19 protein-coding genes are annotated in these 26,297 nt (G+C 62.7%); 3 read left to right on the forward strand and 16 right to left on the reverse strand.

Annotated elements, in window-relative coordinates:
- Nucleotides 1–136 precede the first annotated feature (136 nt).
- The 7 genes from ACYVKQ_RS18620 to ACYVKQ_RS18650 all read right to left on the reverse strand — a co-directional run bounded on the left by ACYVKQ_RS18620 (nucleotide 137) and on the right by ACYVKQ_RS18650 (nucleotide 8,316).
- Nucleotides 137–1,552 carry a murein hydrolase activator EnvC family protein gene (locus ACYVKQ_RS18620; protein WP_460676858.1) on the reverse strand — a complete coding sequence of 472 codons (1,416 nt, stop codon included), beginning with the start codon at nucleotides 1,550–1,552 and terminating at the stop codon, nucleotides 137–139.
- A complete protein-coding gene (locus tag ACYVKQ_RS18625; protein ID WP_460676859.1) occupies nucleotides 1,530–2,306 on the reverse strand; it encodes a DUF4292 domain-containing protein in 777 nt (258 codons plus the stop codon). The genes ACYVKQ_RS18620 and ACYVKQ_RS18625 overlap by 23 nt, the downstream gene beginning before the upstream one ends.
- Nucleotides 2,299–4,122: a tetratricopeptide repeat protein gene (locus ACYVKQ_RS18630; RefSeq protein WP_460676860.1), complete on the reverse strand. Its 1,824-nt coding sequence runs from the start codon at nucleotides 4,120–4,122 to the stop codon at nucleotides 2,299–2,301. The genes ACYVKQ_RS18625 and ACYVKQ_RS18630 overlap by 8 nt, the downstream gene beginning before the upstream one ends.
- A gap of 94 nt (nucleotides 4,123–4,216) precedes the next feature.
- Nucleotides 4,217–5,227 (reverse strand): sugar phosphate nucleotidyltransferase, encoded by a 1,011-nt coding sequence (locus ACYVKQ_RS18635; RefSeq protein ID WP_460676861.1) that lies wholly within the window; start codon nucleotides 5,225–5,227, stop codon nucleotides 4,217–4,219.
- Between the two features lie 257 nt (nucleotides 5,228–5,484).
- Entirely contained in the window at nucleotides 5,485–5,919 is a 435-nt protein-coding gene (dut, locus tag ACYVKQ_RS18640) for a dUTP diphosphatase (RefSeq protein ID WP_460676862.1), read from the reverse strand.
- A 23-nt stretch (nucleotides 5,920–5,942) separates the two neighbouring features.
- Nucleotides 5,943–7,454: a lipopolysaccharide biosynthesis protein gene (locus tag ACYVKQ_RS18645; protein WP_460676863.1), complete on the reverse strand. Its 1,512-nt coding sequence runs from the start codon at nucleotides 7,452–7,454 to the stop codon at nucleotides 5,943–5,945.
- Nucleotides 7,455–7,527: 73 nt separating this feature from the next.
- Entirely contained in the window at nucleotides 7,528–8,316 is a 789-nt protein-coding gene (locus ACYVKQ_RS18650; protein ID WP_460676864.1) for an enoyl-CoA hydratase/isomerase family protein, read from the reverse strand.
- Between the two features lie 250 nt (nucleotides 8,317–8,566).
- Here ACYVKQ_RS18650 and mscL point away from each other — a divergent pair, with 250 nt between their 5' ends.
- Both mscL and ACYVKQ_RS18660 read left to right on the forward strand, forming a co-directional pair.
- Nucleotides 8,567–8,938, forward strand: coding sequence for a large conductance mechanosensitive channel protein MscL (mscL, locus tag ACYVKQ_RS18655; protein ID WP_460676865.1), 372 nt, complete (start codon nucleotides 8,567–8,569; stop codon nucleotides 8,936–8,938).
- 265 nt (nucleotides 8,939–9,203) lie between these two features.
- On the forward strand, nucleotides 9,204–9,644 hold the full coding sequence (locus ACYVKQ_RS18660) for a hypothetical protein (RefSeq protein WP_460676866.1): 441 nt from the start codon (nucleotides 9,204–9,206) through the stop codon (nucleotides 9,642–9,644).
- A 264-nt stretch (nucleotides 9,645–9,908) separates the two neighbouring features.
- On the opposite strand, the gene ACYVKQ_RS18665 is transcribed toward ACYVKQ_RS18660, so the two are convergent.
- The 9 genes from ACYVKQ_RS18665 to ACYVKQ_RS18705 form a co-directional block, all read right to left on the reverse strand.
- Nucleotides 9,909–10,433: an OmpA family protein gene (locus ACYVKQ_RS18665; RefSeq protein WP_460676867.1), complete on the reverse strand. Its 525-nt coding sequence runs from the start codon at nucleotides 10,431–10,433 to the stop codon at nucleotides 9,909–9,911.
- Nucleotides 10,434–10,480: 47 nt separating this feature from the next.
- Nucleotides 10,481–11,110, reverse strand: a complete 630-nt coding sequence (locus ACYVKQ_RS18670) for a hypothetical protein (protein WP_460676868.1) — start codon at nucleotides 11,108–11,110, stop codon at nucleotides 10,481–10,483.
- Nucleotides 11,111–11,154: 44 nt separating this feature from the next.
- Nucleotides 11,155–11,952, reverse strand: coding sequence for a hypothetical protein (locus ACYVKQ_RS18675; protein ID WP_460676869.1), 798 nt, complete (start codon nucleotides 11,950–11,952; stop codon nucleotides 11,155–11,157).
- A 280-nt stretch (nucleotides 11,953–12,232) separates the two neighbouring features.
- Entirely contained in the window at nucleotides 12,233–12,580 is a 348-nt protein-coding gene (locus tag ACYVKQ_RS18680; protein ID WP_460676870.1) for a hypothetical protein, read from the reverse strand.
- A 407-nt stretch (nucleotides 12,581–12,987) separates the two neighbouring features.
- Complete coding sequence (locus tag ACYVKQ_RS18685) at nucleotides 12,988–15,990, reverse strand: 7TM diverse intracellular signaling domain-containing protein (RefSeq protein ID WP_460676871.1); 3,003 nt, start codon at nucleotides 15,988–15,990, stop codon at nucleotides 12,988–12,990.
- Between the two features lie 147 nt (nucleotides 15,991–16,137).
- Entirely contained in the window at nucleotides 16,138–19,308 is a 3,171-nt protein-coding gene (gene infB / locus ACYVKQ_RS18690) for a translation initiation factor IF-2 (protein WP_460676872.1), read from the reverse strand.
- Nucleotides 19,309–19,456: 148 nt separating this feature from the next.
- A complete protein-coding gene (gene nusA / locus ACYVKQ_RS18695) occupies nucleotides 19,457–20,749 on the reverse strand; it encodes a transcription termination factor NusA (RefSeq protein WP_460676873.1) in 1,293 nt (430 codons plus the stop codon).
- A gap of 102 nt (nucleotides 20,750–20,851) precedes the next feature.
- Nucleotides 20,852–21,325 (reverse strand): ribosome maturation factor RimP, encoded by a 474-nt coding sequence (locus ACYVKQ_RS18700; RefSeq protein ID WP_460676874.1) that lies wholly within the window; start codon nucleotides 21,323–21,325, stop codon nucleotides 20,852–20,854.
- Between the two features lie 134 nt (nucleotides 21,326–21,459).
- Nucleotides 21,460–25,014, reverse strand: a complete 3,555-nt coding sequence (locus ACYVKQ_RS18705) for a DUF7948 domain-containing protein (RefSeq protein ID WP_460676875.1) — start codon at nucleotides 25,012–25,014, stop codon at nucleotides 21,460–21,462.
- A gap of 260 nt (nucleotides 25,015–25,274) precedes the next feature.
- Here ACYVKQ_RS18705 and ACYVKQ_RS18710 point away from each other — a divergent pair, with 260 nt between their 5' ends.
- Entirely contained in the window at nucleotides 25,275–26,243 is a 969-nt protein-coding gene (locus tag ACYVKQ_RS18710; protein WP_460676876.1) for an endonuclease/exonuclease/phosphatase family protein, read from the forward strand.
- The last annotated feature ends 54 nt before the right edge of the window (nucleotides 26,244–26,297 follow it).

A 26,297-nucleotide genomic window follows, 5' to 3' on the forward strand; every position in this document is an offset into this window, starting at 1 on the left:
CCGGGGCTCAGGCCCTGCCAAGGAGGGATTAACTGATAGCTAAGTTTGTTTTCATAGCTCAGAAAGGCACCGTACGCTGTACGGTGTTTTTTTATTTCCGGGCCGGTCAAAATTGGCAGTTATCGTGTAGCAACAGCTATTTGCGGCCCAGCCACTGCTCCGGGTTGAGGTTGGTGCTGTTGCGCCACACCTGGAATTGCAGCTCGGTGGTGCCCTCGCCGTTGGTGTACACCGTGCCGATGGGCTGGCGCATTTTCACCTGCTGGCCTTCGCTTACGCTCACGGTGCGCAGCTTAGCGTAGACCGTGAAGTATTCGCCGTGCTGCACCATTACCACGTTGTTCATGCCGGCAATGTTGGCTACAGTCAGCACCTTGCCATCGAATATGGCGCGGGCCGATTCGCCGGCCGTGGTCTGAATATCCACGCCGCGGTTGTCCACCGTCACATGTTTGAGTACGGGGTGGGGGTGACGCCCGAAGCGCTGGGCAATGAAGCCGCGGGCCACCGGCCAGAGCAAGCGGCCGCGGTTATCGGCAAAGGACGACGACAGCTCGGCCGTTTCGGGCGTAAGCGGTACCCGGTCAACGCGGGTGGTGGCCGCTTCCTCGGCCGCTTCGGCCGCCACGGCGGCTTCGGTGGCTTCGCGCTTGGCCGTGGTGCGCTCGGCAGCCGTGGCGTCGGGGCGCTCGGCTCGCTCGGCGCTGGCCTTGGCGGCGGCTTTGGCGGCGGCGGCTTTGGCGGCGGCGGCACGGGCCGCGGCGCGGGCCGCCCGCGCAATTTCCTCGCGCACGCGCTGGGCAATCAGGTTGTCGAGCTTGCGTACGGCCTGCTGACGGGCGGCCAGCTCCTTTTGCAACTGCTGCTCCTGCTGGCTAAGCTGCCGCACCACCTGGTCTTGCTGGGTGCGCATGCTTTCCAGGTTGCGGTTTTCGTGCAGCTGATTGGTCAGCAATGAGCTTTTTTCCTGCTTTTTCTCGGTCAGGTCGGTGAGCTGGGCCGTGAGTTGCTGCTGGGTGCGCAGAATGCCGCTGACCTGCTGCCGCCGTACTTCCGAGTACTGGCGCACGTAGCGCAGGCGCAGCATGAACTCGTTGAACGACTCGGCCGCAAACAAAAACATGATGCGGTTGTAGGCATTGGCCGATTTCGAGGCCGCGTAGATCAGCCGGGCGTACTCCGCCTTCAGCCGCTCCAGCTCGGCCTTGGTCAGCTGCACGTGCGTGGTGGTCTGCTTGACCCCCGTTTCGATGTAGCGCAGCTGCGAAGAGGTCGATTTGATAACCTCCTTCTGCACGGTAATCTTTTCCTTGATGGCGTTGAGCTGGCCCAGGGAGCTTTGCTTTTTCTGTTGCGTCTGCTCCAAAATCTTGCTCGTTTCCTGAATGCGGCGCAGGTTGTTGCGCCGCTCTCGCTCCAGCTGGGCTTTGGTTTTGGGCGCTTCCTTGGCCGGCCGGCGGCGCTGCTGCGCGGGCGCCGCCGACAGGGCCAGCAGCAGTACCGCCGCCAGCAGCCAGGTCGGCCCCGACTTACTTGCGGTTCTTACGCCCATACTCGGCCGGCACGGAGAAGGGAAAGGAGAGTTGCTCCTTGTCCAGATCCACGTTGCGGTAATTAATCATTACGGTGGCGGGCTGCCGGCCCGGCTGCTGGGCCTGCACCAGAATACCATGGGCGAACGGTTGCTCACCCGGTTGCAGCGGCTGAAAGTCGTTGTAGGTAACGGTCAAGGTGCTTTGCGACTTGGGGTCGGCCACGTTCAGCTTTTGCAGGCGGGCCCGGCTCAGCTCGATGAACTGCTCGACCAGGATGCCGGTTTGGCGGTATTCCACCCGCTGCACCGGGCCCTCGGTGGTGGCAGTCAGCGCCGAGTCGCGGGCAGCGGGCACGTAGTCACCCAGAAGCATAGCCTGTAGCTGGGTGAAGGTCACGGGCACGTTAAACTGGCGCTGCAGATAGTCAAAATTGCCCGCGTAGTAGGTCTTCTCCAGCATGTTGACCACCTGCACCGAGTCGGGCGTAATCAGGGCGCGCACGCCCAGGCCCAATACCGAGGCCTGCAACCAGATGACGCTGTCCTTGCGCATGCGCACGTTCAGGTTGACGGAGTATTTCTCCCCGTTGGCGTCGATCTGCGCCTTGCCCTTGGCCGCGAGGTAGCGGAAATCCAAGTTGCGGGCGCGCACTTCGGGCGCCGGCGGACGGGCGGGGGTAGTGGCCGATTTGGCAGGAACGGCGCGGCGGGTACAGGCACCCAGGCTCAGGCTGCCGATGAGCACCAGCAGCAGAGGCCAGCGTCTATTCATAGAGTTTTCGTTCTTTGATTTTGCGGTCGATGAATGTGGAGGTACCGCCGGCCTTTTTGGCCTGCTGCCAGTGCTCCACGGCCGCAGTCGGGTCGCCCAGTTGAAACAGAACGTCGCCGTAGTGCTCCAGCACGGTGCCGTCTTTGGAGGTGCGTACGGCTTTTTCGAGGTATTGGCGGGCGCCGGAGTAATCTTTCAATTGATACAATACCCAGCCGTAAGTGTCGAGGTAGGTGCCGTTGTCGGGAAACAGCTTCACGAGCTTGGCGGCCATGTCGCGGGCCTTGGGCAGGTTTTTGCCGCGTAACGACAGGTAGTAGCTGTAATTGTTCAGGGCCTGCGCATTATTCGCGTCGAAGGTCAGCGCCGCCTCGTAGGCCGCATCCGACTTATCGTACTCTTTGAGCTCGTGGTAGGCATCGCCGAGTTGGGTGTCGAACTGCGCGGCCAGCTCCGGGTTGTCGGTGGTGAGCTTCTTGCCCTGCTCGAAGGCGCGTACGGCTTTCTGCGGCTGCTTGGCGAAGGTGTGGCCCACGCCGTTGTAGAACCAGAACACGGCTTGGTTCGGAAACAACTCCAAGGCCTGGTTGGTGTGCTTCAGAAGCGAATCGGCTTGGGCCAGCTCCGCGTCGATGAGCACCACCTGCTGCCAGATTTTGTAGTGCGAGTTGTCGATGCGCAGCGCGTGCAGGTAGTTGTCGCGGGCCTTGGGCTTCTGGTCCGAGAGCAGCTGCACGTCGCCGGCCACGGAGTAGGCCTTGGCTTCGCGCGGGTGCACGCGGGTGGTGATGTCGGCCAGTTCCAGGGCCGTCTGCTGCACGGCCGGGTTGGGCAGCTGCTTGAGGTAGTCCACCAGGATGCGCACCTTCTGGTCGATGCTCAGGCCGGGGCTTTCGAAGGCCTGCTTGATCTGCTTTTCCGACTCGGCCGCGTTGCCCTGCTGCCGGTACACGTCGGCCAGGATCATGTGTGCCTGCGGGTTGTCGGGTTCCTTTCGCAGGGCCTGCTGGGCTACCCGGATGGCATCGGGCAGGCGGTTGTTGGCCGCGTACATCTCCGCCTGCGCCAGCACGTAGCGCACCTCGTCGGGGTTGGCCGAAATCAGCGCTTCACCTTCCTGCAGCGCCTTGTCCAGGTTGTTCTGCTTCAGGTAGATCTGTTGTTTCTTGAACGACACCTCGTCCATAGGCCCAAACTCCTTTTCCGCCTGCTCGAAGGCGCTGAGCGCGTCCGTAAGCTTGCCCTGCGCCAAGTACAGCTCGGCCAGGTTGAAGAGGTAGGACTTAGATTCTGGAACGTCCTGAATCAGCTTGGTGTACACCTGCGCCGCCTCGGTGTACTGCTTTTGCGAAGCGTAGATCTGAGCCAGGATTAAGTAGTAATACGGGTTCTTGGCATCGAGGCGCAACGCGGCCTGCGCGAAGTTGCCGGCGTCCTTCAGGTTGCCGATCAGCAGGTTGTTTTCGGCAATCTTGTAGTTGATGGCTGCGTTGTTCGGGTCGAGCTGGTAGGCCTTCAGCAGCCGCTCCTGGGCTTTGGGGTAGTCTTCCAGCAGCATAAACTTCACGCCGTCCACGAAGTAGGCGGCGCTCAGCTCCCGGTCCTTCTCCGTGAGCTGAGTTTGCTGTTGGGCCTTGGCGGCCTCCAGGGCGGCCTGCCGCTGCATTTCCTTTCGTTCGCGGCGCGTGAGCTTGCGCGGCTTTTGCGGCTTCTCCGACGCGGCAGATTTGCCGGGCGCGGCTGGCTGCTGGGCGCACACAGGCCCGGCCATCAGCAGGCCCAGCGCAAGCAAGAGGGTAGAAGCGGAACGAATCATGCGGAACAGACGCGGCAACGGAAAAAAGGGTGGCTTCGGGGCTGCCGGCTCGTGAGAAAAGATACGGCATAACCCTGAAACCACCCCGTGCGCGCTACAGTTTCAAGGCGTTGTAATCCCCCACGCTCAGGTCGGCGGGCGTGCCCGTGAAGCTGGCGTGGCTGCCGATCATGGAGTTCTGCAGGTTGGCGTTCTGCACCGTAGCCGACTTCTGAATGATGCTGTTGGCCACTACCGAGTGCTTTACCGTGGAGCCGTCGCCCACCGACACGTGCGGGCCAATGATGCTGTGCTCGAGCACCACGTTCTCGCCGATGTACACCGGCGGAATGATAACGGAGTTGGTGAGCTTGGCGGTTTTCGAGACGGTGTCTTCGCCGGCTTCCTGCAGGTACTCCAGGTAGCGTTGGTTGGTGTACACGGTCGCGTCCTTGTTGCCGCAGTCCAGCCACTCGGTCACGCGGCCGGGGATAAACACGGCGCCCTGGTTTTTCATGTTCTCCAGGGCATTGGTGAGCTGGTACTCGCCTTTGTCCTTGATGTCGTTGTCGAGCAGGTACTGCAGCTCGCGCTTCAGGTATTCGCCGTCGCGGAAATAGTAAATGCCGATGATGGCGAGGTCCGAAACGAACTCCTGGGGCTTCTCAATGAGCTCCGTGATGTGGCCCTGCTCGTTGAGCTTCACCACGCCGAAAGGCTTCGGATCATCCACGCGCTGCACCCAGATGGTACCGTCGGTGGAGGTGTCGAGGGTGAAATCGGCTTTGAAGAGGGTATCGGCGAAGGCCACCACCACCGGGCCGTTCAGCGAGTCCTTGGCGCACATGATGGCGTGGGCCGTGCCCAGCGGCTCGTCCTGGTAATTGATGGTGCCCTTGGCACCCACCGATTCGGCAATCTTGAGCAGGCTTTGCTCCACTTCGGTCCCGAAGCGACCCACAATAAAGGCCACTTCCGACACGGGCTGCCCCACGACCTTGGCAATGTCTTCGACGAGGCGCTGCACGATGGGCTTGCCGGCAATCGGAATCAGCGGCTTCGGTACGGTAAGCGTGTGCGGGCGCATGCGCTTGCCCATGCCAGCCATCGGGACGATGATTTTCATAAACGGGTGAATTGGAAAGGTTGGTTTGGGGGCGTGTACGTATGCTCGGCACAGACCGCCGCGCAAAGTTGAAGTATAGAGTTAACGGATTTTACTGATTTCGCAGTTTTTTTTGTACGTCAGAATGATAGCGGTTTCAGAATAAAGGAGCTCAAGCGTTAATAGTCGCTCTCTACAGCTGCGAGTTAGACGGCTGCAACCGCCCACACGTCATGTACTCTCCTGCCGTCCGCCGCCACACGGGGCGTCTGCCAGCATTACTTCGTGCCGGTGCTGCCGTAACCGCCGGCACCACGGCCGGTGGCGCTGAGCTCGGCTACTTCCAGCCACTGAATGGCTTCGTAGCGGGCAAACACGAGCTGAGCAATTCGCTCCCCGTCCTGCACCACAAAGGGCTCGTTCGAGAGGTTGACCAGCAGCACTTTCACTTCGCCGCGGTAGTCCGCGTCGATGGTGCCGGGGCTGTTGACCAAGCCAATGCCGTGCTTGTAGGCTAGGCCGCTGCGGGGCCGCACCTGCGCTTCGTAGCCAACCGGAATTTCGAGGTACAGGCCGGTGGGGATGAGGGCGCGCTCCAGGGGACGAAGCGTAACCGGCTCGGCAAGGTGGGCGCGCACATCGAGGCCGGCGGCGTGTTCGGTTTGGTAAGCGGGCAGCGGGTGGTGCGAGCGGTTGATGACGGCAACTTGCATCGGGAGGAAAAGCAAAAAGTAAATCAGGCGGCCGTGGTGCGCAGGGCCCGTTCGGGGCGCTCCACCAGCCAGATAGCCGCCACGAAAGCCAGGGTCAGGCCGATGTGCACGGCGTAGCCCGTCCACTCGGCCAAGGGCGGCAGGCTCCAGTTCAGGGCTACCAAGGCCACGGCCGCCAGCAGCCACAGCAGCAAGCGGGCTACCGGGTAAGGCACCGGGAAATGGTGGTTGCCCAGGGCCCAGCACACCACCGCCATGGTGGCGTAGCAAACCAGCGTGGCAATGGCCGAGCCCATGTAGCCCAGCAGCGGAATCAGCAGGAAGTTCAAGGCTATGGTCAACACCGCGCCGCCGAAGCTGATGTAGGTGCCAAAGTAAGTTTTATCGGTGAGCTTAAACCACACCGAGAGGTTGTAGTAGACGCCCAGAAACAGGTTGGCCAGCAGCAGCACGGGTACCACCGCCAAGCCTTCGCGGTAGGCCGCGTTGCCCAAAAACAGCCGGCCCACCAGCTCCACATTCAGGCTCACGCCCACAAACAACACCGCGCAGCTGAGGGTAAACCACTTCAGCACCAGCGCGAAGGTGCGGGGGGAATTCTTGTCGGAGCTCTGAGCGAAGAAGAAGGGCTCGGCGGCGTAGCGGAACGCCTGAATCACGAGGCTCATCAGGATGCTCAGCTTGTAGCAGGCTCCATAGATGCCCACCGCCGCCAGGCTGCTGCGGCCGGGGTAAAAGCCTTCGGGCAGCCAGCGCGGCAGCAGGATGCGGTCCAGCGTTTCGTTGACCATGCCGGCCAGGCCCATGAGCATGATAGGGTAAGCGTACTGCCACAGCGGGCGCAACGGCTCCAGGTTCAGGCGCGGGCGGAAGTCCAGCAACTCCCGGCTCAGCAGCAGCAGCGTGAAGGCGCTGGCGGCCAGGTTGGAGAGGAACACGTAGCCTACGCCCATCGTCGGATCGTACACGCGCTCTACCACCGGGCGCAGCGCCGTCAGGTACTTGCCCGCCAGCACATCGGGACAGAGCACGATAAAGAACAGGTTCAGCCCGACGGTGAGCAGGATGCTGGCCAGACGGATGGCGGCGAACTTGATGGCCTTGTTTTCCAGGCGCAGGCGTGCGAAGGGAATAGCTGCCGCTGCGTCGAGGCCCAGAATCAAGGCAATCCAGACGGCGTACCGCTCGTGGCCCGGCGGAATACCCAGCAGGGCCACGAGCGTAGGCGCCAGGGCCATAAGTAGGGCCGTCAGCCCTACGGTGCTGAGGAGCAGCAGCGTCAGCACCCGGTTGTACAGCTCGCGGCGGTCGGTGCCGGGCCGGTTGGCGAAGCGGAAGTAGGCCGTTTCCATGCCGTAGGTGAACAGCACGTTCAGAAACGACACGTAGGCGTAGAGCCCCGTCACGATGCCAAAAGCCGCCGGGGCAAAGCGCCGCGTGTAAAACGGCGTCAGCAGAAAGTTGAGCACGCGCCCCACAATGCTGCTCACGCCGTACACGACGGTCTGGGAAGCCAGACGTTTGGCTATGCTCATAGAATTGAAGGAAGAAGGACGAATGAGGAAGAATTGGGGCCGGCCGGCTGTCTTCCTCAGTCGTCCTTCTTAATTAGTTACCAGTGAAGGCAGCCGGGCGTTTTTCCAGGAAAGCCTGCGTGCCCTCGCGGAAGTCGTCGGAGGTGAAGCAGCGGGCAAAGCCGTTGGCTTCGGTTTGGTAGCCCTGCCGCTCCTTGTCGAAGTAGGCGTTGACGCTTTCGATGACCAGGCCCACCGCCACCGGGGCTTTGGTGAGGATGCGGCTCAGCAGCTGGCGGGTGAAATCGAGCAGCTCGGCCTGCGGCACCACGTGGTTGACGAGGCCCAGGCGCAGGGCCTCGTCGGCCTTCACCATGTCGGCCGTCATCATCAGCTCCAGGGCTTTGCCCTTGCCCACCAGCTGCGTCAGGCGCTGGGTGCCGCCGTAGCCCGGAATCAGGCCCAGGTTTACCTCGGGCTGGCCAAAGCGGGCGTTGTCGGCGGCCACGCGGAAGTGGCAGGCCATGGCCAGCTCGCAGCCGCCACCCAGCGCAAAACCGTTGACGGCCGCAATGACGGGCTTGGTGCTTTCTTCGATCATGCAGAACACTTCCTGGCCGCGCTCGGCGGCGTGGCGCGCCAGTGGCTCGCTCAGGGCGGCCAGCTCGGCAATGTCGGCGCCGGCCACGAAGGCCTTGTCGCCCGCGCCGGTAAAGATGATGCCGCGCACCTGCCGGTCATCGAGCGCCACCTGCATGGCTTTGCCAATGTCCTCGATGGTAGCCGCATTCAGGGCGTTGAGCTTGCTGGGCCGGTTCAGGGTAATGGTCAGAATGCCGTTGTCGGCGAGGTCGAGAGCCAGATTTTCCAGTACGGGAAGCATGGGACGGATGAGTTGAGCGGAAACAGCGTGGCGACAAAGATAGAGACAATGCGCACCTGCCGCCGACCAGCTTCGGCGCAGTCGGCAACCAGCCAAGCGGGGCCGCGGCAGCCGGGAACGAAGGGCGCGGGGAGTTGTATCGGTTTGGCAAAAGCGCCCGTAACCCGTCAGTCAAATGGATGAAATGTAAAATGTTCTATATTACTCGCATTGAATCAATTTCTCACTTTCCTAAACCACACCGTTTACTATGGGCTTCGTTTCTGAGTTCAAGGAATTCATCTCCAAGGGCAATGTGCTCGATCTGGCCGTTGGGGTTATCATCGGGGCTTCGTTCGGCAAAATCGTCTCCTCCCTGACGGATGACATCATTATGCCCGTAGTCGGGATGGTGACCGGCAAAGTGGATTACTCGCGCATCATGCTGGGGCCCATGAAAGTGGGCAACTTCCTGAACGCAGTGCTGTACTTTCTCATCATTGCCTTTGTCATCTTCTGGGTGGTGAAACTGGCCAACCGCTTCAAGAAGCCCGCTCCGGTAGCCGTGGTGTCGGAGCCGACGCCCTCCAAAGAACAGGTGCTGCTGATGGAAATTCGTGACGCGCTGCGCAACCGCGTGTAAGAGGCCTGAACCTGCCAGCTCAACACCGGTCGCTTGGTCCCTTCGCGGAAAGATCAGGCGGGCGGGGTTGAGTTGGGGTAAGGCTTTAAGAGCGACGAGGAAAGTAATTGTAGGTCTGGGGATTGTCGGATCGGAGTATTTTCAGTAACCTTGACGTCAGCTACCAAGTACCTGACTTGGGATGAACTAACTTTCCTTACCACCCGTTGCGTCGGCGTAGTTGCCACCCTGCTTGTTCTCCGACGCGTACCTTACTTCCTCACCCATGAGAAAATACGTTGCTGCCGCGGCCCTGCTGGTCAGTGGGCTGATGACGACTGCGGCTGTGCAGGCCCAAACCGCCACGCCGTTTACTGGCGAGAAACCCAAGCGGGAAACGGCGCCCAAAAAGCGCAAGCAGCCCTCGGGAGAGGAACTAGCGCGCATGCAGCAGCGCATGAGCATGAACCCGGATGAGGTGAAGCGCGACCAACAGATGGAAGTGCTCGAAGCCCGGGCCGGCATCAGCAGCAGCACCCTGACCAACGGCTCTTCTTCGGCCCGCAGCTACGACCGGTCTTCCGGCGGCTTCACCGTCCGCGAGTTCCGCGACAAGCGCAACGCTGCCGTGCAGAAGCGCGGCCAGACGCGCCCGGCGCCCGGCATAGATCCGCCCGGCAAGCCGCTCAAGCACAAGAAAGCCAAACGCGGATTCCTGGGCCTCTAGGTTCTGTTCCGATCGGTTCAAAAAGAAAAAGCCCCGGCGCAACGCTCCGGGGCTTTCTGCTTCTTCAGAGTACGTATCAGAGCCACCGTTCGCCTCTGAGCGCTGAAGAAAGTCGGGATGAATGGAATAAGGAGTGTGCCGCCGTGCTTCAGCCGATGCTCAGCACCCAGCCCAGCAAGGCAGCCAGCAGCAGACCGGCGCAGCGCCTTAACAACACGTGGTTCATAGCAGCGGAAAGCACAGGCGTGAGGCAGCAAGCGGCGTTTATAATTTGACGAACTCCATACGCTGGTTGAGCGTGGCATACTCGTCGTCGGGCTCGGTGTACAGCGGCTGGGTGTTGCCCAGGCCTTTGGCCGAAAGACGGGTGCCGTCGATGCCCAGGCTGATGAGGGCGGCCCGCACCGCGTCGGCGCGCCGCTGCGAGAGGCGTTGGTTGGCCGCAGCTTCGCCGCCGAGGAGCATGTGTGCTTCAATGCGCAGGCGCACATCCGGATTGCGCCGGAGCATGTCGGCCATGCCCTTCACGAAGGGCTGAGAGTCGGCCAGCAGCGTGGCGGAGCCCTCTTCGAACTGCATGCTGTGCGACACGACACGGCCGTTTTCGAGCAGCTGCGAGTAATAGTCGCCGGTTTTCTCCGTGATTTTGCGCTCCACGGCTTCGCTGATTTTACGCTCGGCCACACGGTTGGCAGCGCGTTCCACGGCGCCGTGGAGCAGGCCAAACTGCGCGTGGCTGGCTATGGGCAGCAGGCACAGCAGGCTGCCGCAAAGGAGAAGGAATTTCATGATACAAAGCAGAACGGTGCGAAATGAGTAGTCTTGGGCCAGGGCGCTTACATCGCGGCCAGGCCACGCAAGTCCAGCGTTCGGGCCACGGCCTTCACCAACTTGGTGTCCTCCTGCCCGGTCGATTCGACGGAGACAAAGAACCGGTCGCCAACGCCCAGGGCTACGGCGGCGCGGTGTTCCATCTTCTGTACGGTTTCGTAGCCGCGCACACCAGGCAGACCCAGGTCGCAGCCGCGCATGAGCTGTTCGTCGCTTTCGTGCCAGATGTCGGCGCTCATCAGGGCCGTGGCGCCGGCAAACAGCGCTTCCGCGCCGTTGTAGTCCACGAGCTGCACCTTCAGGCGCTGGCTGCCTTTGCGGTAATACTGCTCGCAAGTAGAATAGCTGATGCCGCCCATCTGCACCGATTCACCCTGCGGGCCGCCTTCGCGCACAAAACCCGCCACCGATACCGGCAGAAACTTCTCCAACGCCTCGTAGTGCAAAGACGTGGTGTCGCCGCGTGAAACCCGCGCCGTTCGGTGGGCAGTGGCCAGGCTGCGCTCCGCCTTCGGCGCTACTGTTACGCTGGTGCTCAGCTCAGCACTGGAAGCTACTCCGGCGGTTTCGGGACGGCAGGCTCCCAGCAAAGGCAGCAGCAGGGCTAGGCCGGCTAAGGTGCGCAGGGCTTCCATGGCAGGAAAGGAGGACGTGGGTGGGTGGCGGAGGGAATTGTTGGCTAGAACCTAGCGGTGAGGCCGAGTTTTAGGTAAGACATGTCGTAACCCAATTCGCCGAAAGCGCCGAGGTTGTCCGTGAGCATGTACCGTGCGCCAAGGAAGACGCCCGAGGTGAGCGTGGCACCGCCGTAGTCGTTGCGGTACTGCTCGTTGCTCCAGTTGTCGGAGTACGACTCCACGCGTACGCCCAGGCTCAGGCCGGCGTAGGTATCCAGTTTCGGATTCTCGAGGATGTTGTAGTGGTAGGCGCCGCGGGCCGATACAATAAAGTTTTTCCAGGAGCCCTTGTAGCTACCCGACTTCCACGAGTAGCTTTTGTAGCCTACCAAACCGCCCACGCTGATAACGCCCGGACCGATGTTATCGATGATGCCACGCTCAACCGAGAGGCTCAGGGCCGGGGTGGAACGAACGCCCCCGAAAATGCCGTAGCCGTAGCCCAGGCCAAAGCCCACGCCCAGGTTGGCAGCTGTGCTCCCCACACCGAACTCGTGCCCCTGGCTGGTTGCCTTGGGCTTGGCGGTGGCTTTGGCGGGGGCAGCCGCGGCTGGTGCGGCGGGGGCGGTTTCTTCTACTGCCGGGGGTTGGGCAGCAGGGGCCGGCTTGGCGGCTACCGTTTTCGTAGTGGCCGGCTTGGCGGCAGTTTTGGCCGCGGTGGTGCTTTTGCCGACGGTAGCAGCCGGCTTGGCAGCCGTGGAACGGGCGGCGCTGGGAGCAGTGGTTCGGGTTTGCGCCGTGGCGGGCACAGCGGTCATCGCCGAAAGGGCAAGCAGGGCGGAGAGGCTAAGCGTTTTCATAGGTCGTGGGGGTGAACGGTGTTAAGGAACTGGAAGGATTACCCGGCCGGCTGCAAGGCCAATCGTCTGGGACAAAGCTACCGTCGGCGCCCCCCGCGGTCAATCGCATGATGATGTGACGATTTGCGTAATGAATTGAAATCCAGATTTGTGAATAAAAAAACCCATCTGGCCAGCTTCGGAAAGCTGGGCAGATGGGTGGTGACGTGTGCACCAAGAAACGCGCTGATCTGACGGCGGGCTTACCTAGCCAGTAGTCAGTGATAGGGCAGGAGCCGGGCTACCGCTCAGCAAACAAACGCTGAGCCAGCGTGCCCACCAAGGGCAGCGGCTCGTGCAGGCCGCTCATGGCTGCCATGACGCCCAGCATGCGCAGCATGAGCAGTAACCCCAGGCCCACACCTGCTACCACCAAGCTGCTCCAGCCTAGAAAAGGCAGCATGAGCAGTTGCGTGAGCAACAACACGGCCGACATGGCAATGACCAAGGTCATCTGGCGCAGATGGAAGCTGGTCAGGCTGCCGCGCTGGTGCCGGGGGCAACGGTAAGCCACCAGCCAGCCGAATACCGAGAGGTAACACATGATGGCCATTTTCCGGTCGAGTTGCGCCGAATCGGCACCGTGCATTTCGTGTGAAGCGAGGGGGGAAATCCCGACTTCCTCAAAGTCGCCTAACCAATTACCAAACCGGTTGCTGAAACGCCACACAATGTCAGCCGCCAAAAGTCTTTCCAAAGCAAGCATATCGGTGTGCAAAAGCTGATGAGTTACCTGAGGAGCCGCGCCTCCATCACGGAGACCTGGCGGCGGTAAGGGAAGGGGCAGCGCAAGGGCTACCCGGTTGGTCCCGTTCCGACGAATCAAAGGTGAGTCATTCGCCGCCCGAAGCGCTAACACGCATGTTTCAAATCATGACACGTATGTATCATTGGCTGTAAGTAATTGTTTGTCAGTGCTTTGATTTTGTAGTTATAGCTAATAGAATAGCACTGCGGTTCATTTTTGCCGATGAAAGTTCACACGAAAGTATTCATTCAGGACTCCAGCACCCCCGCGGCCGCGTACTCCGACGGCGACTGGTGGTACAGCTCACGGAAGCATTTGCTGAAATAGGAGAGGTTGCCAAAACCAACCTGCTCGGCTATTTCGGCGACGTTGCCGGCCTGCCCCTGCAGGAGCACGGCCGCCCGCCGCAGCCGTACCGTGCGCACAAACTCCGAAGTCGATTGATCCGTCAGCGCCTTGAGCTTACGGTGGAGCTGCACCCGGCTCATGGCCATATCATCGGCGAATTGCTCCACGCTGAAATTTGAATCGGCCATGCGCTCTTCCACGACCGCCAGGGCGCGGTTCAGGAAGCTTTCATCGGCCGAGGTAATGCTGATGTCGCGGGGCTGCAGCGTGACGGCGCGCCCGAAGCGCTGGCGCAACAGCTCGCGCTGCCGGATGAGGTTGTGCATGCGCACGCGCAGCTCCTCGGGGCGGAAGGGCTTGGTGAGGTACTCGTCGGCGCCCAGCCCAAAGCTGATCAGGCGGGCCTCGTCGCCGGCCCTGGCCGTGAGCAGGATGACAGGGATGTGGCTGGTGCGCTCGTCCTCGCGCAGGCGACTGCACAGTTCCAAGCCGTCCATCCGGGGCATCATCAGGTCCGACACAATCAGATCGGGCACCGCTGCCGTGCCGCGCGCCAGTCCATCCTCACCGTCGGCGGCAGTCAGCACCCGGAACTCCGCCGTCAGGCAGCTTTCGATGTAGGCGCGCATCTCAGGGTTGTCCTCGACCACCAACACCAGCGGCTTGGCCTCCTCGTTGCCGGTTTCCTCGGCCGCGTGGGAACTGGCCCAGGATGGCTCGACTTCGGGCCGCAGGACCGCGGGAGGCGCGGGCGAACTGGCCACTGGGTGTAACTCGTCGGGCTGCAGATGTGCCTTGCCCAGCGGCAGTTCCACCACGAAGGTGCTGCCCTGGCCCAGCACGCTGGAGGCGCGGATGTGGCCGTGGTGCAGGGCTACCAGCTCTTTGACTAGTGCCAAGCCGATGCCCGAGCCCTCGTGGTGCCGGGTATGGCTGTCATCGACCTGGTGGAAGCGGTCAAAAATAAGGGGCAGGTGCTCGGCCGGGATGCCCACGCCGGTGTCGCGGACACGCAGCAGGGCCCGGCCCGCCTGGCTTTCCACGCTTACCACCACGTGGCCCCCAGCCGGGGTAAACTTTAGCGCATTGCCCAGCAGGTTGTACAAAACCTTATCGAACTGATCGGCATCGAGGTAGACTTCCAGCGTTTCAAGGTCCGATTCAAAGCGCAGCTCCACCTCGTGGCTGACCGCCAGTGACTCAAAGGCTAGCACGTTGGTGCGCACGGTACGCACCAAGTCCACCGGCGCGGCGGCCAGCCGCGTCTGGCCGGCTTCCAGGCGGGCAATGTCGAGCAGTTGGTTGATGAGCTGCAACAGGCGGCGCGCGTTGCGCAGCATCAGGGCGTACTCCGGGTGAGCGGCTTCTTCCTGCCGCTGGCGGGCTTCGCTCAGCAGTTGCTCCAGCGGACTAATAATGAGCGTAAGCGGGGTGCGCAGCTCGTGCGAAATGTTGGTGAAGAATTTGGTTTTCAGCTCGTCGAGCTCCTGCAGCTGGTGCGAGGTCCGGATGCTGGCTTGCAGTTCCTGATAAGCGCGCTGCAATTCGGCCGCGCGTTCGGCCAGCTCGACGTTGGAGCGTTGCTGGATTTCTTCTTTCTCGCGCGACACCCGCAGCGCCTGCTCCTGTGCGGCCTGCGTGGTGCGCAGAGCGGCCAGCACCTGGCTTTGGGCCGCCTCTTTGGCCTCGAGGGCGCGCATGGCCTCCTGCTGAGCCATCTGTTTGTCTTTTTTGGCGAGGTTAATTCGATCCGCCAAGCCCAACGAAAGCAGAATCATCTCCAGCGCCGACGCGACGTGCACCCCGTGAGCATCCCAAAATCCGCCCCGCGGCATAATGCCCACCTGCCCGAGATAGTAGTTGACCACGGCCGCCAGCAGCAACGTCCAGCCCACCATGTAGTACCGGGCGGGGCGATACCCGGCGCGCAGGGCCAGCGTACCGGCTGTCAGCAGGACAATACTGGTCCAGAGCGCCACCGAAGCCTGCCACCAGACGGCCACCTGCGGCTCGGGCGTCAGAAAGCTCAGCAGGGGAATCCAAGCAATCAGCAGGGTCAGGCGCAGAAAGAAGTCGAAGCGCGGCAGCAGCCGCGGCGTTTCCAGAAAGGCGCGGGCCGTGAGGGCCCCAAAGAAAATGGTGCAGGCCAGCACTACGTTCTGGCGCAGATCAATAGCGAAACCCGGTAGCGAATCGGGCCAGAGCTGCCGCCAGTAGCCGGTCATATCCAGCTGCAAGGCCGTGAAAAACGCCACGTACAGCGAGTAATACAGGTAGCTGCTGTCGCGTACCGAAACAAACAGCAGCAGGTTGTAAGCCAGCAGCGCCAGCATGATGCCGAAGTAAGGCCCCATGGTCCAATCGCTGTTGCGGTAAAACTGCAGCACGGTGGCCTGCTCGGCTACCGCCAGGTACACCCGCTGATTGGCCGGGGCCCGCGCATACAGCGTCACGGCTTCGCCAGGAGGCAGGTTCAGGCGCACGTTGAAGCTGCGCACATTGAAGGCATGGGTTTGGGCGCGGGGTTGGGTGGAGCTCAGTTGGTGCGCCGTGACGGCGCCGTTGGCCCGCACGGCATACACGTCCACGCCGTCCATGTACTCGGTCACCACGCAGAGCAGCCAGCGCGTCGCCGTGCCGGTTTCCGAGCGCACCCGGCTCCGAATCCACTGGTCGGCGGCTGTAGTGGGCAGCTCGGTGGCATTGAATGGCCGGAAGCTGCTGGCCCAGCGGCCAGCCTGCACCTGCGCCAGCGTCAGGCCGGCGGGGGCGGCCAGCACGTCGGCTTCTTTGTAGAGGTAATGCCACTTGGAGGTATCCTGCAAGGCCATTACGGGGGCGGCGGCCCAGGCTCCCGTCGTTAGCACTAGCCAGCCCCAGATGCTGAGTAACAGGTATTTCATGCGGAACGGTGGGTTGAAAAGGCGCGCATCCTGAATATACAACACAATGCGCATATAGAGCCCCATTCGAGCGGTACGTTGCGCACGGGCCCAAAAAAAGCCCCGGCCGTGGTGGCCGGGGCTTGCTTGGGGCGCAGCAGCCGAAGCTTACAGCGTCCGTTTAACTTCTTTCTCTTCGAAGCCCTCGATGATGTCGCCTTCGCGCAGGTCATCGAAGTTCTTGATCGAAATACCGCATTCGTAGCCTTGGCGCACTTCCGAGACGTCGTCCTTGAAGCGCTTGAGGGCCTGAATGTTGCCGGTGTGCTGCACGATACCGTCGCGTACCACCCGCACCTTGGTGTTGCGGCTGATGGAGCCGTCCGTCACCATACAGCCGGCAATGGTGCCAACCTTGGTGATGTTGAACACCTGGCGTACTTCGATGGTAGCCACCGTTTCTTCCTTCACCGTGGGGGCGAGCATGCCTTCCATGGCGTCCTTCACCTCGTTGATGGCGTTGTAGATGATCGAGTAGAGGCGGATGTCAATCTGCTCCTGCTCGGCCAGCTTACGCGCACCCAGCGACGGACGCACCTGGAAGCCGATGATGATGGCGTCGGAAGCCGAGGCCAGCAGTACGTCCGACTCAGAAATGGCACCTACGCCTTTCGAGAGGATGTTCACGGCCACTTCCGGCGTGCTCAGCTTCAGCAAGGAGTCCGACAGGGCTTCCACCGAGCCGTCCACGTCGCCTTTCACGATGAGGTTCAGCTCTTTGAACGAAGCCAGCGCCAGGCGGCGGCCAATCTCGTCGAGCGTGATGTGCTTCTTGGTGCGCATCGACTGCTCGCGCTGCAGCTGCAGACGCTGGGTAGCAATTTCGCGGGCTTCGCGCTCCGTTTCCATCACCACCACTTTGTCGCCAGCTTGCGGGGCACCTTGCAGGCCCAGCAGCTGAACCGGCGTAGAAGGTCCGGCCGTCTTCATCTTCTTGCCGCGGTGGTCCGTCATGGCCTTCACGCGGCCGTGGTGCGGACCAGCCAGCACGATGTCGCCGACGTTCAGCGTACCCGTCTGCACCAGAATGGTGGTTACGTAGCCACGGCCCTTGTCGAGCGAGGCTTCGATAACCGAACCTACCGCCCGGCGGTCAGGATTGGCTTTCAGCTCCAGCAGTTCGGCTTCGAGCAGAACTTTTTCGAGCAGATCCTCAATGCCAGCACCCGTTTTGGCGGACACCTCCTGCGACTGGTACTTACCACCCCATTCTTCCACGAGAATGTTGATGGCCGACAGCTCCTCGCGGACCTTATCGGGGTTAGCCCCCGGCTTGTCGATCTTGTTCAGGGCAATAACGATGGGCACCCCAGCCGCTTGAGCGTGGTTGATGGCTTCCTTCGTCTGCGGCATCACCGAGTCGTCGGCTGCCACCACGATGATGGCAATGTCGGTGACCTTGGCACCACGGGCACGCATGGCGGTAAACGCTTCGTGACCCGGCGTATCCAGGAAGGTGATGCGCTTGCCTGACGCGGTTTTTACTTCGTAGGCACCGATGTGCTGGGTGATACCGCCGGCTTCGCCTTTGGCTACCTGCGCATTCCGGATGTAGTCAAGCAGCGAGGTTTTACCGTGGTCGACGTGGCCCATGATGGTCACGATCGGGGCACGGTCCTGCAGCGACTCCGGATCATCCTCGTCGACGATGGCCACGTCCTGCTCATCCTCAGCCGAGAGGAATTCCACGTCGTAGCCGAACTCGTCGGCAATAACGGTAATGGCTTCGGCGTCGAGGCGCTGGTTGATGGACACGAACATGCCCATGTTCAGGCAGACCTTGATAACCTCGTTCACCGACACGTTCATCAGCGAAGCCAGGTCGTTGGCCGAGATGAACTCGGTCAGCTTCAGGGTCTTCGAGGCCAGTTCGCTTTGCTGACGGGCCAGCTCCGTGGCTTCCGCAATACCGGCGCGCTTGTCGCGGCGGTACTTGGCACGGTTGCCCTGGTTGCCGCCGCGGCCACCGCTCAGGCGGGCCAGCGTAGCCTTGATCTGGTCCTGGATCTGCTTATCGTTCTGCTCGGGCGAACCGGGCTGAGCTGTGCCCTGGCCGGGGCGCTGACCACCACCCGGGCCACGATTGCCACCGGGGCCACCGCCGGGGCGGTTACCTTGGTAGCCACCGCCACCACCCGGGCCGCGGTTGCCACCGGGGCCACCGGGGCGGTTGTTGCCCTGGTAGCCGGTGCCCAGCGGACGGTCGCCGCCCTGCGGCTGGCCCTGGCCACCCTGCTGGGGGCCGCTGCCAGGCACGGCAATGCGCTGACGCTTTTTCTTGTCGCCGATACCGGCTTTGCGCACATCCGAAGAAGCCACCGGACGGGCACCACGGCCACCGCCACGGCGCGAAGCGTCGACGGGCAGCTCGATCTTGCCGAGTACCGTCAACCCCTTCAGCTGCTCGCCGCGGGCTACGATAGTGCCTTGGTCGCCGGCTTCGCCCGAAGGGGCAGCCGGTGCTTCCGGGGCAGCGGGAGCTGCCGGAGGCGTGGCCACCGGTGCTGCTGGTTTAGCCTCGGCTGCGGGAGTCGCTGCCGGAGCCGCTTGCGCCGGCTTTTCGGCTACGGGCGCCGCAGCAGGAGCAGGTGCCGGGGCGACCGGGCGCTCTTCCGCTACGGGAGCCGGCTTGGGAGCAGGAGCCGGGGTCGGAGCCGGCGCAGGTTGTGCGGGCTTCTCCTGCACGGGCTTTTCTGCGACCGGAGCCGGTTGCGGGGCCGGGGTAGGTGCCGGAGCGGGCTGGGGAGCCGGTGCTACCGGCTTCGCCTCAGCGGCCGGGGCCGGTGCGGGTGCCGGTGCCGATTGGGCAGGGCGCGGCGGTACCGGACGGCCTTTGGCGTCGAGTTCAATTTTGCCCAGCACTTTCAGGCCGGGCACGGTGCGGCCGTTGTCCGCGGCGGGCGCGGGCGGGGCTGCGGGTTGCGGCGCGGCTGGTTGGGCCGCGGCGGCAGGAGCCGGGGCCGGCTGCGGGGCAGCGGGCTTTGCGGGCTCCGTGGGTTTGGGCGAGGGCGCTACCACCTTAGCGGCCTCTTTGGCCTGAGCAGCCTGCTCAAGCTCGGTGTGGCGCAGCGTCTGGCCGCGTCGTGCGGCTTCGGCCTTGTCTTGGGCCGATGAGGCAAACTCCTTGTTCAGCAACGCAACCTGATCGGCCGAGAGCTTAGTGGTGGGTTTATTTTCAACAGAAATGCCCTTCGTCGCGAGAAAGTCCACAATAGTGTGGGTCCCGACGTTCAGGTCCGTGGCCGCTTGTTTCAGTCGTTTGCTTGCTGCTTCCGCCATTCTTGGGTTGCGCTCGATACTCGTAGTTGGGTGCAAAAGTACGATTTAATTATTGCCAAACGGCGGAAAACCCGCCTAATCAGGCAGGTCTTCCGCCGGGACTATGCCACGCAGGTTCCGGCCCTTACGAAAAGGGCCGGCCTGCGGGTTACTCTTGGGCTTCGGTAGGTTCGCCTTCGGCAGGCGTTTCTTCCTCTGCTTCGCCGTCAAATTCGGCTTGGATGACACGGAAAACCTCGTCCACGTTCTCTTCTTCCAGTTCGGTGCGGCGCACGATATCAGCTTTGTTTACGGCCAAGACCGCACGACCCGTATCCAAACCGATTTTCTTCAGCTCGTCGATGATCCACTGGTCGATTTCGTCGCTGAACTCTTCCAGCGTGATGTCTTCCTCGTAGGAGTCGGCTTCGCGGAACACGTCGATTTCCATGCCCACGAGGCGGGAAGCCAGCTTGATGTTGGCGCCGCCCCGGCCAATGGCCAGCGAAACCTGGTCCGGCTTTAAGAACACCGAAACCCGACCGGTTTGTTCATTTATTTTCATCGACGACAACCGGGCCGGTGACAAGGCCCGCTGAATGTACAGCTCCAGGTTGTCGGTGTAGTTGATGATGTCGATGTTCTCGTTTTCCAGCTCGCGCACCACGGCGTGAATGCGGCTGCCCTTCATGCCCACGCAGGCGCCCACTGGGTCGATGCGGTCGTCATAGCTTTCCACGGCCACTTTGGCCCGCTCGCCCGGCTCGCGTACGATGTTCTTGATGGTGATAAGTCCATCGGCAATTTCCGGTACTTCCTGCTCCATCAGGCGCTCCAGGAAGGCCGGGGCGGCGCGGGACAGGATGATTTTCGGGGCGCCGTTGATGACGTCCACGCGGTGCACGACGGCGCGGATGGTGTCGCCCTTGCGGTAACGGTCTTTGGGAATCTGCTCCGGCTTGGGCAAGCTCAGCTCGTTTTCTTCCTGGTCGAGCACCAGCGTTTCGCGGCCCCACACCTGGTACACTTCGCCGGCAATGATTTCGCCGACCATGTCCTTGTACTTCTGGTAAAGGTTGTCGCGCTCCAGGTCCTTCACGCGCTGAATCAACGTCTGGCGGGCCATGAGCACGGCGCGGCGGCCAAAATCCTCCAGCTTCACCTGCTCCGATACTTCCTCGCCTACCTCGAAGTCCGGCTCGATCTTGCGGGCGTCGGTCAGGGCAATTTTGTCGTGGTCCCAGATGTCCTCGGAGTCGTCGTCCACGATTTCACGGTTGCGCCAGATTTCCAAGTCACCGTTGTCGGGGTTGATGATGACGTCGAAGTTCGAGTCGTCGTCGAACTTTTTCCGGATCATCGTGCGGAACACCTCTTCCAAGATGCTCATCATCGTGGGGCGGTCGATGTTCTTGAACTTGGCAAACTCCGAGAAGGACTCGATGAGGTTGAGCGTGTTCATTGGGTTGGGAGTTGATTGTTAATTGTTGATTGTTAATTGTTAACCGTTGGGGGGTTCGGGGCAGAACGTCCAACAATCAACTATCAGCAATCAACCATCACCTTATTTAAACGAAATAACCACCCGGGCTTCGCTGATATCCGCAAACGGAATCAACACGGTGGGCAGGGTTTTCTTCTTGTTCTTTTCCTTTACTACTTCCGTGAGCAGGAGGCCTTCCGCAGTGGCCTCTTCCAGGGTGCCTTCCTTTTCGGAACCGTCGGTGAGCTTCAGAGCCAGGGTGCGGCCGGCGTGGCGGGCGTACTGGCGCGGGTCTACCAGGGGCTGGTCGGCGCCGGGCGAGGTCACCTCCAGGTTGTAGGCAGCCTCTTCGCCGTAGGCCTCGTCGATCTGGCGGGTCAGGCGGCGCGTGGTGCTGCTCAGCTCGTCGATGCCGATGCCCTGCTCCCCGTCGATGGTGGCGGTGATTTTGGGGCGGGTAGCCGTGTTGCTCACCGTCAGGCTCACCACGAAGTACTCGGGGCCCGGCAGGCTGGCGTCCAGCATCTGCTGAATGCGGTTGCGGTCGAAGCTCATGGGGTGGGATGGGTGGGAAAAGAAAGAGGGGACTAGCGTCCCCTCTCCTTGATTACTGATTTAAGTACGGCAAAGATACAACTTTGGCCGGGCCGGCGCAAGTCCTGCCGCCTTGCGGGGTAAGGGGCGGCTGATCAGCGCCTAATCTCGAGCCAGCCTTTGGCCTTGCGGCCTTCCGTGTCGGTGAGGTGGTAATAGTACACGCCATCAGGCAGCCCGCCTCCCGTGGTCGGCTCGGAAATGCCGCCGTTCCAGTCGTTTTTGTAGTCTTTGTTCTCGTACACCTGATTGCCCCAACGCGAAAACACTTTCAGCGTTACGGGGAGGCAGCTTAAGCGCTGCTCGAAGAAATCATTCTTGCCGTCGCCGTTGGGCGTGATGATGTTCGGAATGAACGGGTCGCCTACGTACACCGGCGCAAAAACCGTCTTCGACACGCAGGAACTGTTGTAGCGGGCCGTCAGGCTCACGTTGTACATGCCCGGCTTGGTGTACAGGTGCGTCGGAAACTGCTCGGTGCTGGTGTTGCTGGCCCCCGACGACGGGTCGCCAAAATCCCATTCGTAGCTGCTGGCGAACAGCAGGTCGTGGTCGAAGGTGTGCGTAAACGGCGCCATGCCGGTGTAAGAAGGAATGCCTTCTTCAAGGCGCGGCTTCAGCGGGCAAGTGGGCAGGTTCAGGGGGTTGTTGGTGCGGTCGTCGGGCACCAGCATCACGCGCCGGGCAGCCGTTTGGGTGCAGCCGTTGCCGTCGGTATAGCTGTAAGTGAGCGTCATAGGGCCGCTGCCGCCGGCCGGGGGCGTGAAAAAGCCCGTCGGCGTACAACCCGGGCCGCTCCAGGTACCGCCCGTCGGGGAGAAGCCCCGCAGTTGGTAGGCGGCGCGCTGAAAGGCGCAGAGGGCCGTGTCGCGGCCAGCCACCACGGTGGGCGGCGGCAGCACGCGCACGACCTGGGTAGCCTGCCCGCACTGGTCGGTGGGCAGGGTGTAGGTAATGGTGTGGGTGCCCGGGCCGGCTAACGAAGGCGAAAAATCCTGCCCCGAAACGCCCGGCCCGCTGAACGTGCCGCCCGCGGGGGTAGCCAGCAGGCGCATGGTGCCGCTTGCGTTGGAGCAGGTTTGGGCCAGGGGCGTGAACGTTACGGGCGTGATGGGGCGCACCGTCATGGTGAGGGTGCTGGTGGTGACGCAGGTGCCGGTGCTGGCCACGGAATACGTCAGCGCGTGCGTGCCTACCAGGGCCGGCGACGGCGTGAAGGAGTAGCCGGTGGCGACCGAGCCCGTTACGCCGGTGCCCGTCCAGGTGCCGCCGGCGGGCGAGCCGGTCAGGCGCAGCACGCTGGCATCGGCGCAGACGCTCTGGTTCGGGCCGGCCACGGCCGCATTGATGCCGAAGTCAATTTTGAAGGCCGCGTTGTTGCAGTTCGCCGCGTTGTTGCGGGTGGAGTAAGAGCCCGCGCCCGGCGGTACGGGAAAGTTGGAAGAGCCGCCGCAGCCGCCGCAGACGGCCTGGTACACGAAGCCCCGGCGGTCGAAGCGCGACGTGCCCCCGTCGACGTGCTCGGAGCTGCTGCTGCCGAAGAACGTAGCGTACTCCAGCGCCGCGGCGTAGGGCGTCAGCTGCATCAGGTAGAAGTCGTTGCCGTCGGTGTTGCGTTGCATGGCGTTGGCGGTGGTGGGCAAGCCGCGCACGTCCTCGTTGCCGTAAGGGCTGGGCTGGTTGATGTCGCCGCCCCAGCCACACACGTATATCCGCTCGCACTGGTCCACTAGAAACGCCGTGGGCGAAATGTCCGGGTTGCTGCGGCCCGTGCCGAAGGCGGTGCTCAGCAACACGGTGCTCAAATCGGGCGTCAGCTTCTCAATAAACTGCCGGCCGTTCGGGTTGCGGTACACGTTGCCGACGATGGGCCACGTGCCGCGGGTCTGCCCCAGGGCATACACGCCGCCCTGGCCGTCCACTTGCAGGAAATACACTTGGTCGTATTGGCCGGTGCCCAGATAGGTGACGCGCGCCGCCTGGTAAGAAGCGCCGCCGTTGGTCGGCGTCAGACGCAGGATGAAGCCTTCTACCCCGCCAACGTTCGTGGGCTGATGCGCCCCGGCAGTCGGGGTCAGATCGGTGCTGGTACTGCCCCCGCCAATGTAAACGTCGCCGGCGGCGTTAAGCTGAACGGAGTAGGCCGCGTCGGCGCCGCCCCCGCCAAAGTAACTCGACCACGTCAGGGCGCTCAGCGTGGGGGAAAAGCGGGCCACCACCGCATCGAAAATGCCGCCGCGGAAGCCGCCCTGCACGGCCCCGACGGTGGGAAAGTTGTTGGAGGACGTGCTGCTGGTCACGTACACGTTGTCGGCCGCGTCCACCGTAATGTCGCCGCGAAACTGGTCGCCGTAGTTGTGCACCAGCTGGTTGAAGTTGCCGGTATTGGTAAGCAGGCCGTCGTTGCCGGTGCCGCCCAGGTAAGTGGAGCCCACCAGGCCGTTGCCGTTGGCGGTCAGCCGCGTCACCACCAGGTCGGAGCCGTTGCGGTACGTAATGCCGCTGAGGGGGGTGAAATTGCTGCTGCCGCCGTTGAAGCTGGCGTCGTGGCTGCCGCCCAGGGCCGGATAGTTCAGCGAAGACGTGGTGCCGAGCACCAGCAGGTCGCCCTGGCTGTTCACGACCAGCGAGTGGGGTACGTCAACTTCAGCGCCGCCGATGTAGGTAGCCCACAGGCGCGCTGCAGAACCGGTCGTGGCAGTGTTGTACTTGATGATGCCCATGTCGACCACGCCCCCAAAGGAGGTATCGAACGCCCCGGGGCTGGTGGGGTAGCCCGCCGCGAAGACGATGCCGCCGGAGTACATGTGGCCTTGCTGGTCGTAGGTGGCGGTGAAGCCCCAGTTGTCGGCCGAAGAGCCGGTGAAGGAGGAGAAGACGACGGTCGGGTCGATGACCAAGGGGCGCTGGCGGTCGTAGCGGCCCAGGGCGAAGGTGACGTCGCGGCCGCGCAGCACGTAGCTGCAGGCCACGGGCTGGCGCCGCCCGCCGCCGTCGAGCTGGTACGCCCGCGGCGCCAGCTCCGTCACCTGCCCCACCGATGTGCTGATTTCCAGCGCGCCGTCGGGGCGCAGGCGCAGGTTGTTTACCCCGTCGTAGCGCAGCCGGATGCGGTCGGCGTCGGCGCGGGCGGCCACTTCGAAGTCGTATTCCAGGTAGCCCTGCTGGTTTTCGTAGAGGTGCGCATCAATGCCGCTCCACAAGCCCTGATAGCGAAGCTGGCGGTAGCCGCCCACATTCTGGGCCCAGTGCTTCGGGTCGTTGCCGAGCAGGTAGTTACGCACCTCGCCCGTCGCTTCATCGGGCTGCAGGGCGACGCCGCTGCGGCTGCCCACGAAGCGCATGGTGTAGGCGTGGCCGTTGAGCTTATCGGTGGAGGGTGGGGCGGGTTCGGGATGGCCTTCCTTACCGCCGTGGTGGTGCGCCGCGAGCTGCTGCGGATCCACGAAGGTGTACGTCAGGCCGCCGGCTTCCACGAACAAGCGCCCGGCCGGCAGCGGGGCCGCGTAGCGGGCCCGCTTGTCCCACTGACCTTTGTTCTCGATGAATTCCAAACTCCGGGCGGGCGGCGCAGGCAGCGCCTGGGCCCCGAGCGGGAGGGAAAGAAGGCCTAACAGGCCAGCGACGCGGCCGAGAGTAGAAAGCACCATGGGAAGTAGATAATCTAGTACTCCGAAGGTACGACGAAACCCGCGCCTTATTGTAGCCGTCACCCCATCATGTGGTCGGCGCCGAAATGCGTCGTAGGTTTGCGTATTCAAGGTTTGGTTGGTTTCCGGTGCGTCGTTCATTTGCTTTTAAGCTCACGCTGCTGACCCTCGCGTGGGTGCTGCTGGCCATAGGGTGCATGCAAGTGCCAACAAGGTTGCTTTGGGCCGCCGCTTTCGGGGCGCTTACTTTGCCGGTAGCCTTGGCAATCAATGCACTATGGCTGGTGTACTGGGCTATGCGGCGTTGGCCGGTGGCCCTGCTGCCGCTGGCCGCCCTGCTGCTCACCTGGCCTCACCTGCAGCGCGGCCTGGCCTTGCACCCAGTGAAAACCTCTCCGGCTGCCAGCAGCCTGCGCGTGCTGAGTGCCAACGTGCGCATCTTCAATGTGTACCCGCAGCTGCGCGACCCGGACTTGCACTCGTCCAAAACCATGATCCGCTGGCTGGCCGAGCACCCGGCCGATGTGCTTTGCCTACAAGAGTTTTACACCGAACCCCGTCCCACGCACGACGGCACCGTGTTCAATACCGAGCGGCGGCTAGGGCGGCTCAGCGGCCGCCAGGGCTTCGTTTCCACCACGCTCACCAACGGCGTCGGCGCCAAGTTCGGGCTGGCCATCTTTTCCCGCTTTCCCATCCTGCGCCGCGGCGTACTACACTTTGGCGAGAAGCTGACCCAAAACCACGCCATGTGGGCCGATCTGCGCCTGCCCGAGGGCGACACGGTGCGCGTGTTTAACGTGCACTTGCAGAGCATGAGCATGGCCGAGCAGGACATCGTCGACAGCTACTCCAGCAAGGCCGGCTTCCAGGCCAAGAGCGTGGGGCTGCTGCGCCGCTTCAAGCGCGGCTTGGTGGCCCGCAGCGTGCAGGTGGATACGCTGGTGCGCCGCATCGAGGCCAGCCGCTACCCGGTGGTGCTCTGCGCCGACCTCAACGACCTGCCCTATAGCTACAGCTACGACCAGCTGGCCGACCACCTGCAGAATGCCTGGGCCGAGGCCGGGCTGGGCGTGGGGGCCACCTACAACGGCAAGCTGCCGCTGCTGCGCATCGACAACCAATTCGCCAGCCCGCGGTTTGAGGTGCTCGGCTGCCGCGTCCGCCGCGATATTCCCTTCTCCGACCATTTTCCGATAGAAGCGGAGTACGAGCTGCGCCCGCGCTAAGATGGTGAACTGGTGAGTGCTGTTCAGGTCACGAGAACATCAAAATCACCGTCT

This window comes from Hymenobacter coalescens (genome assembly GCF_054783195.1).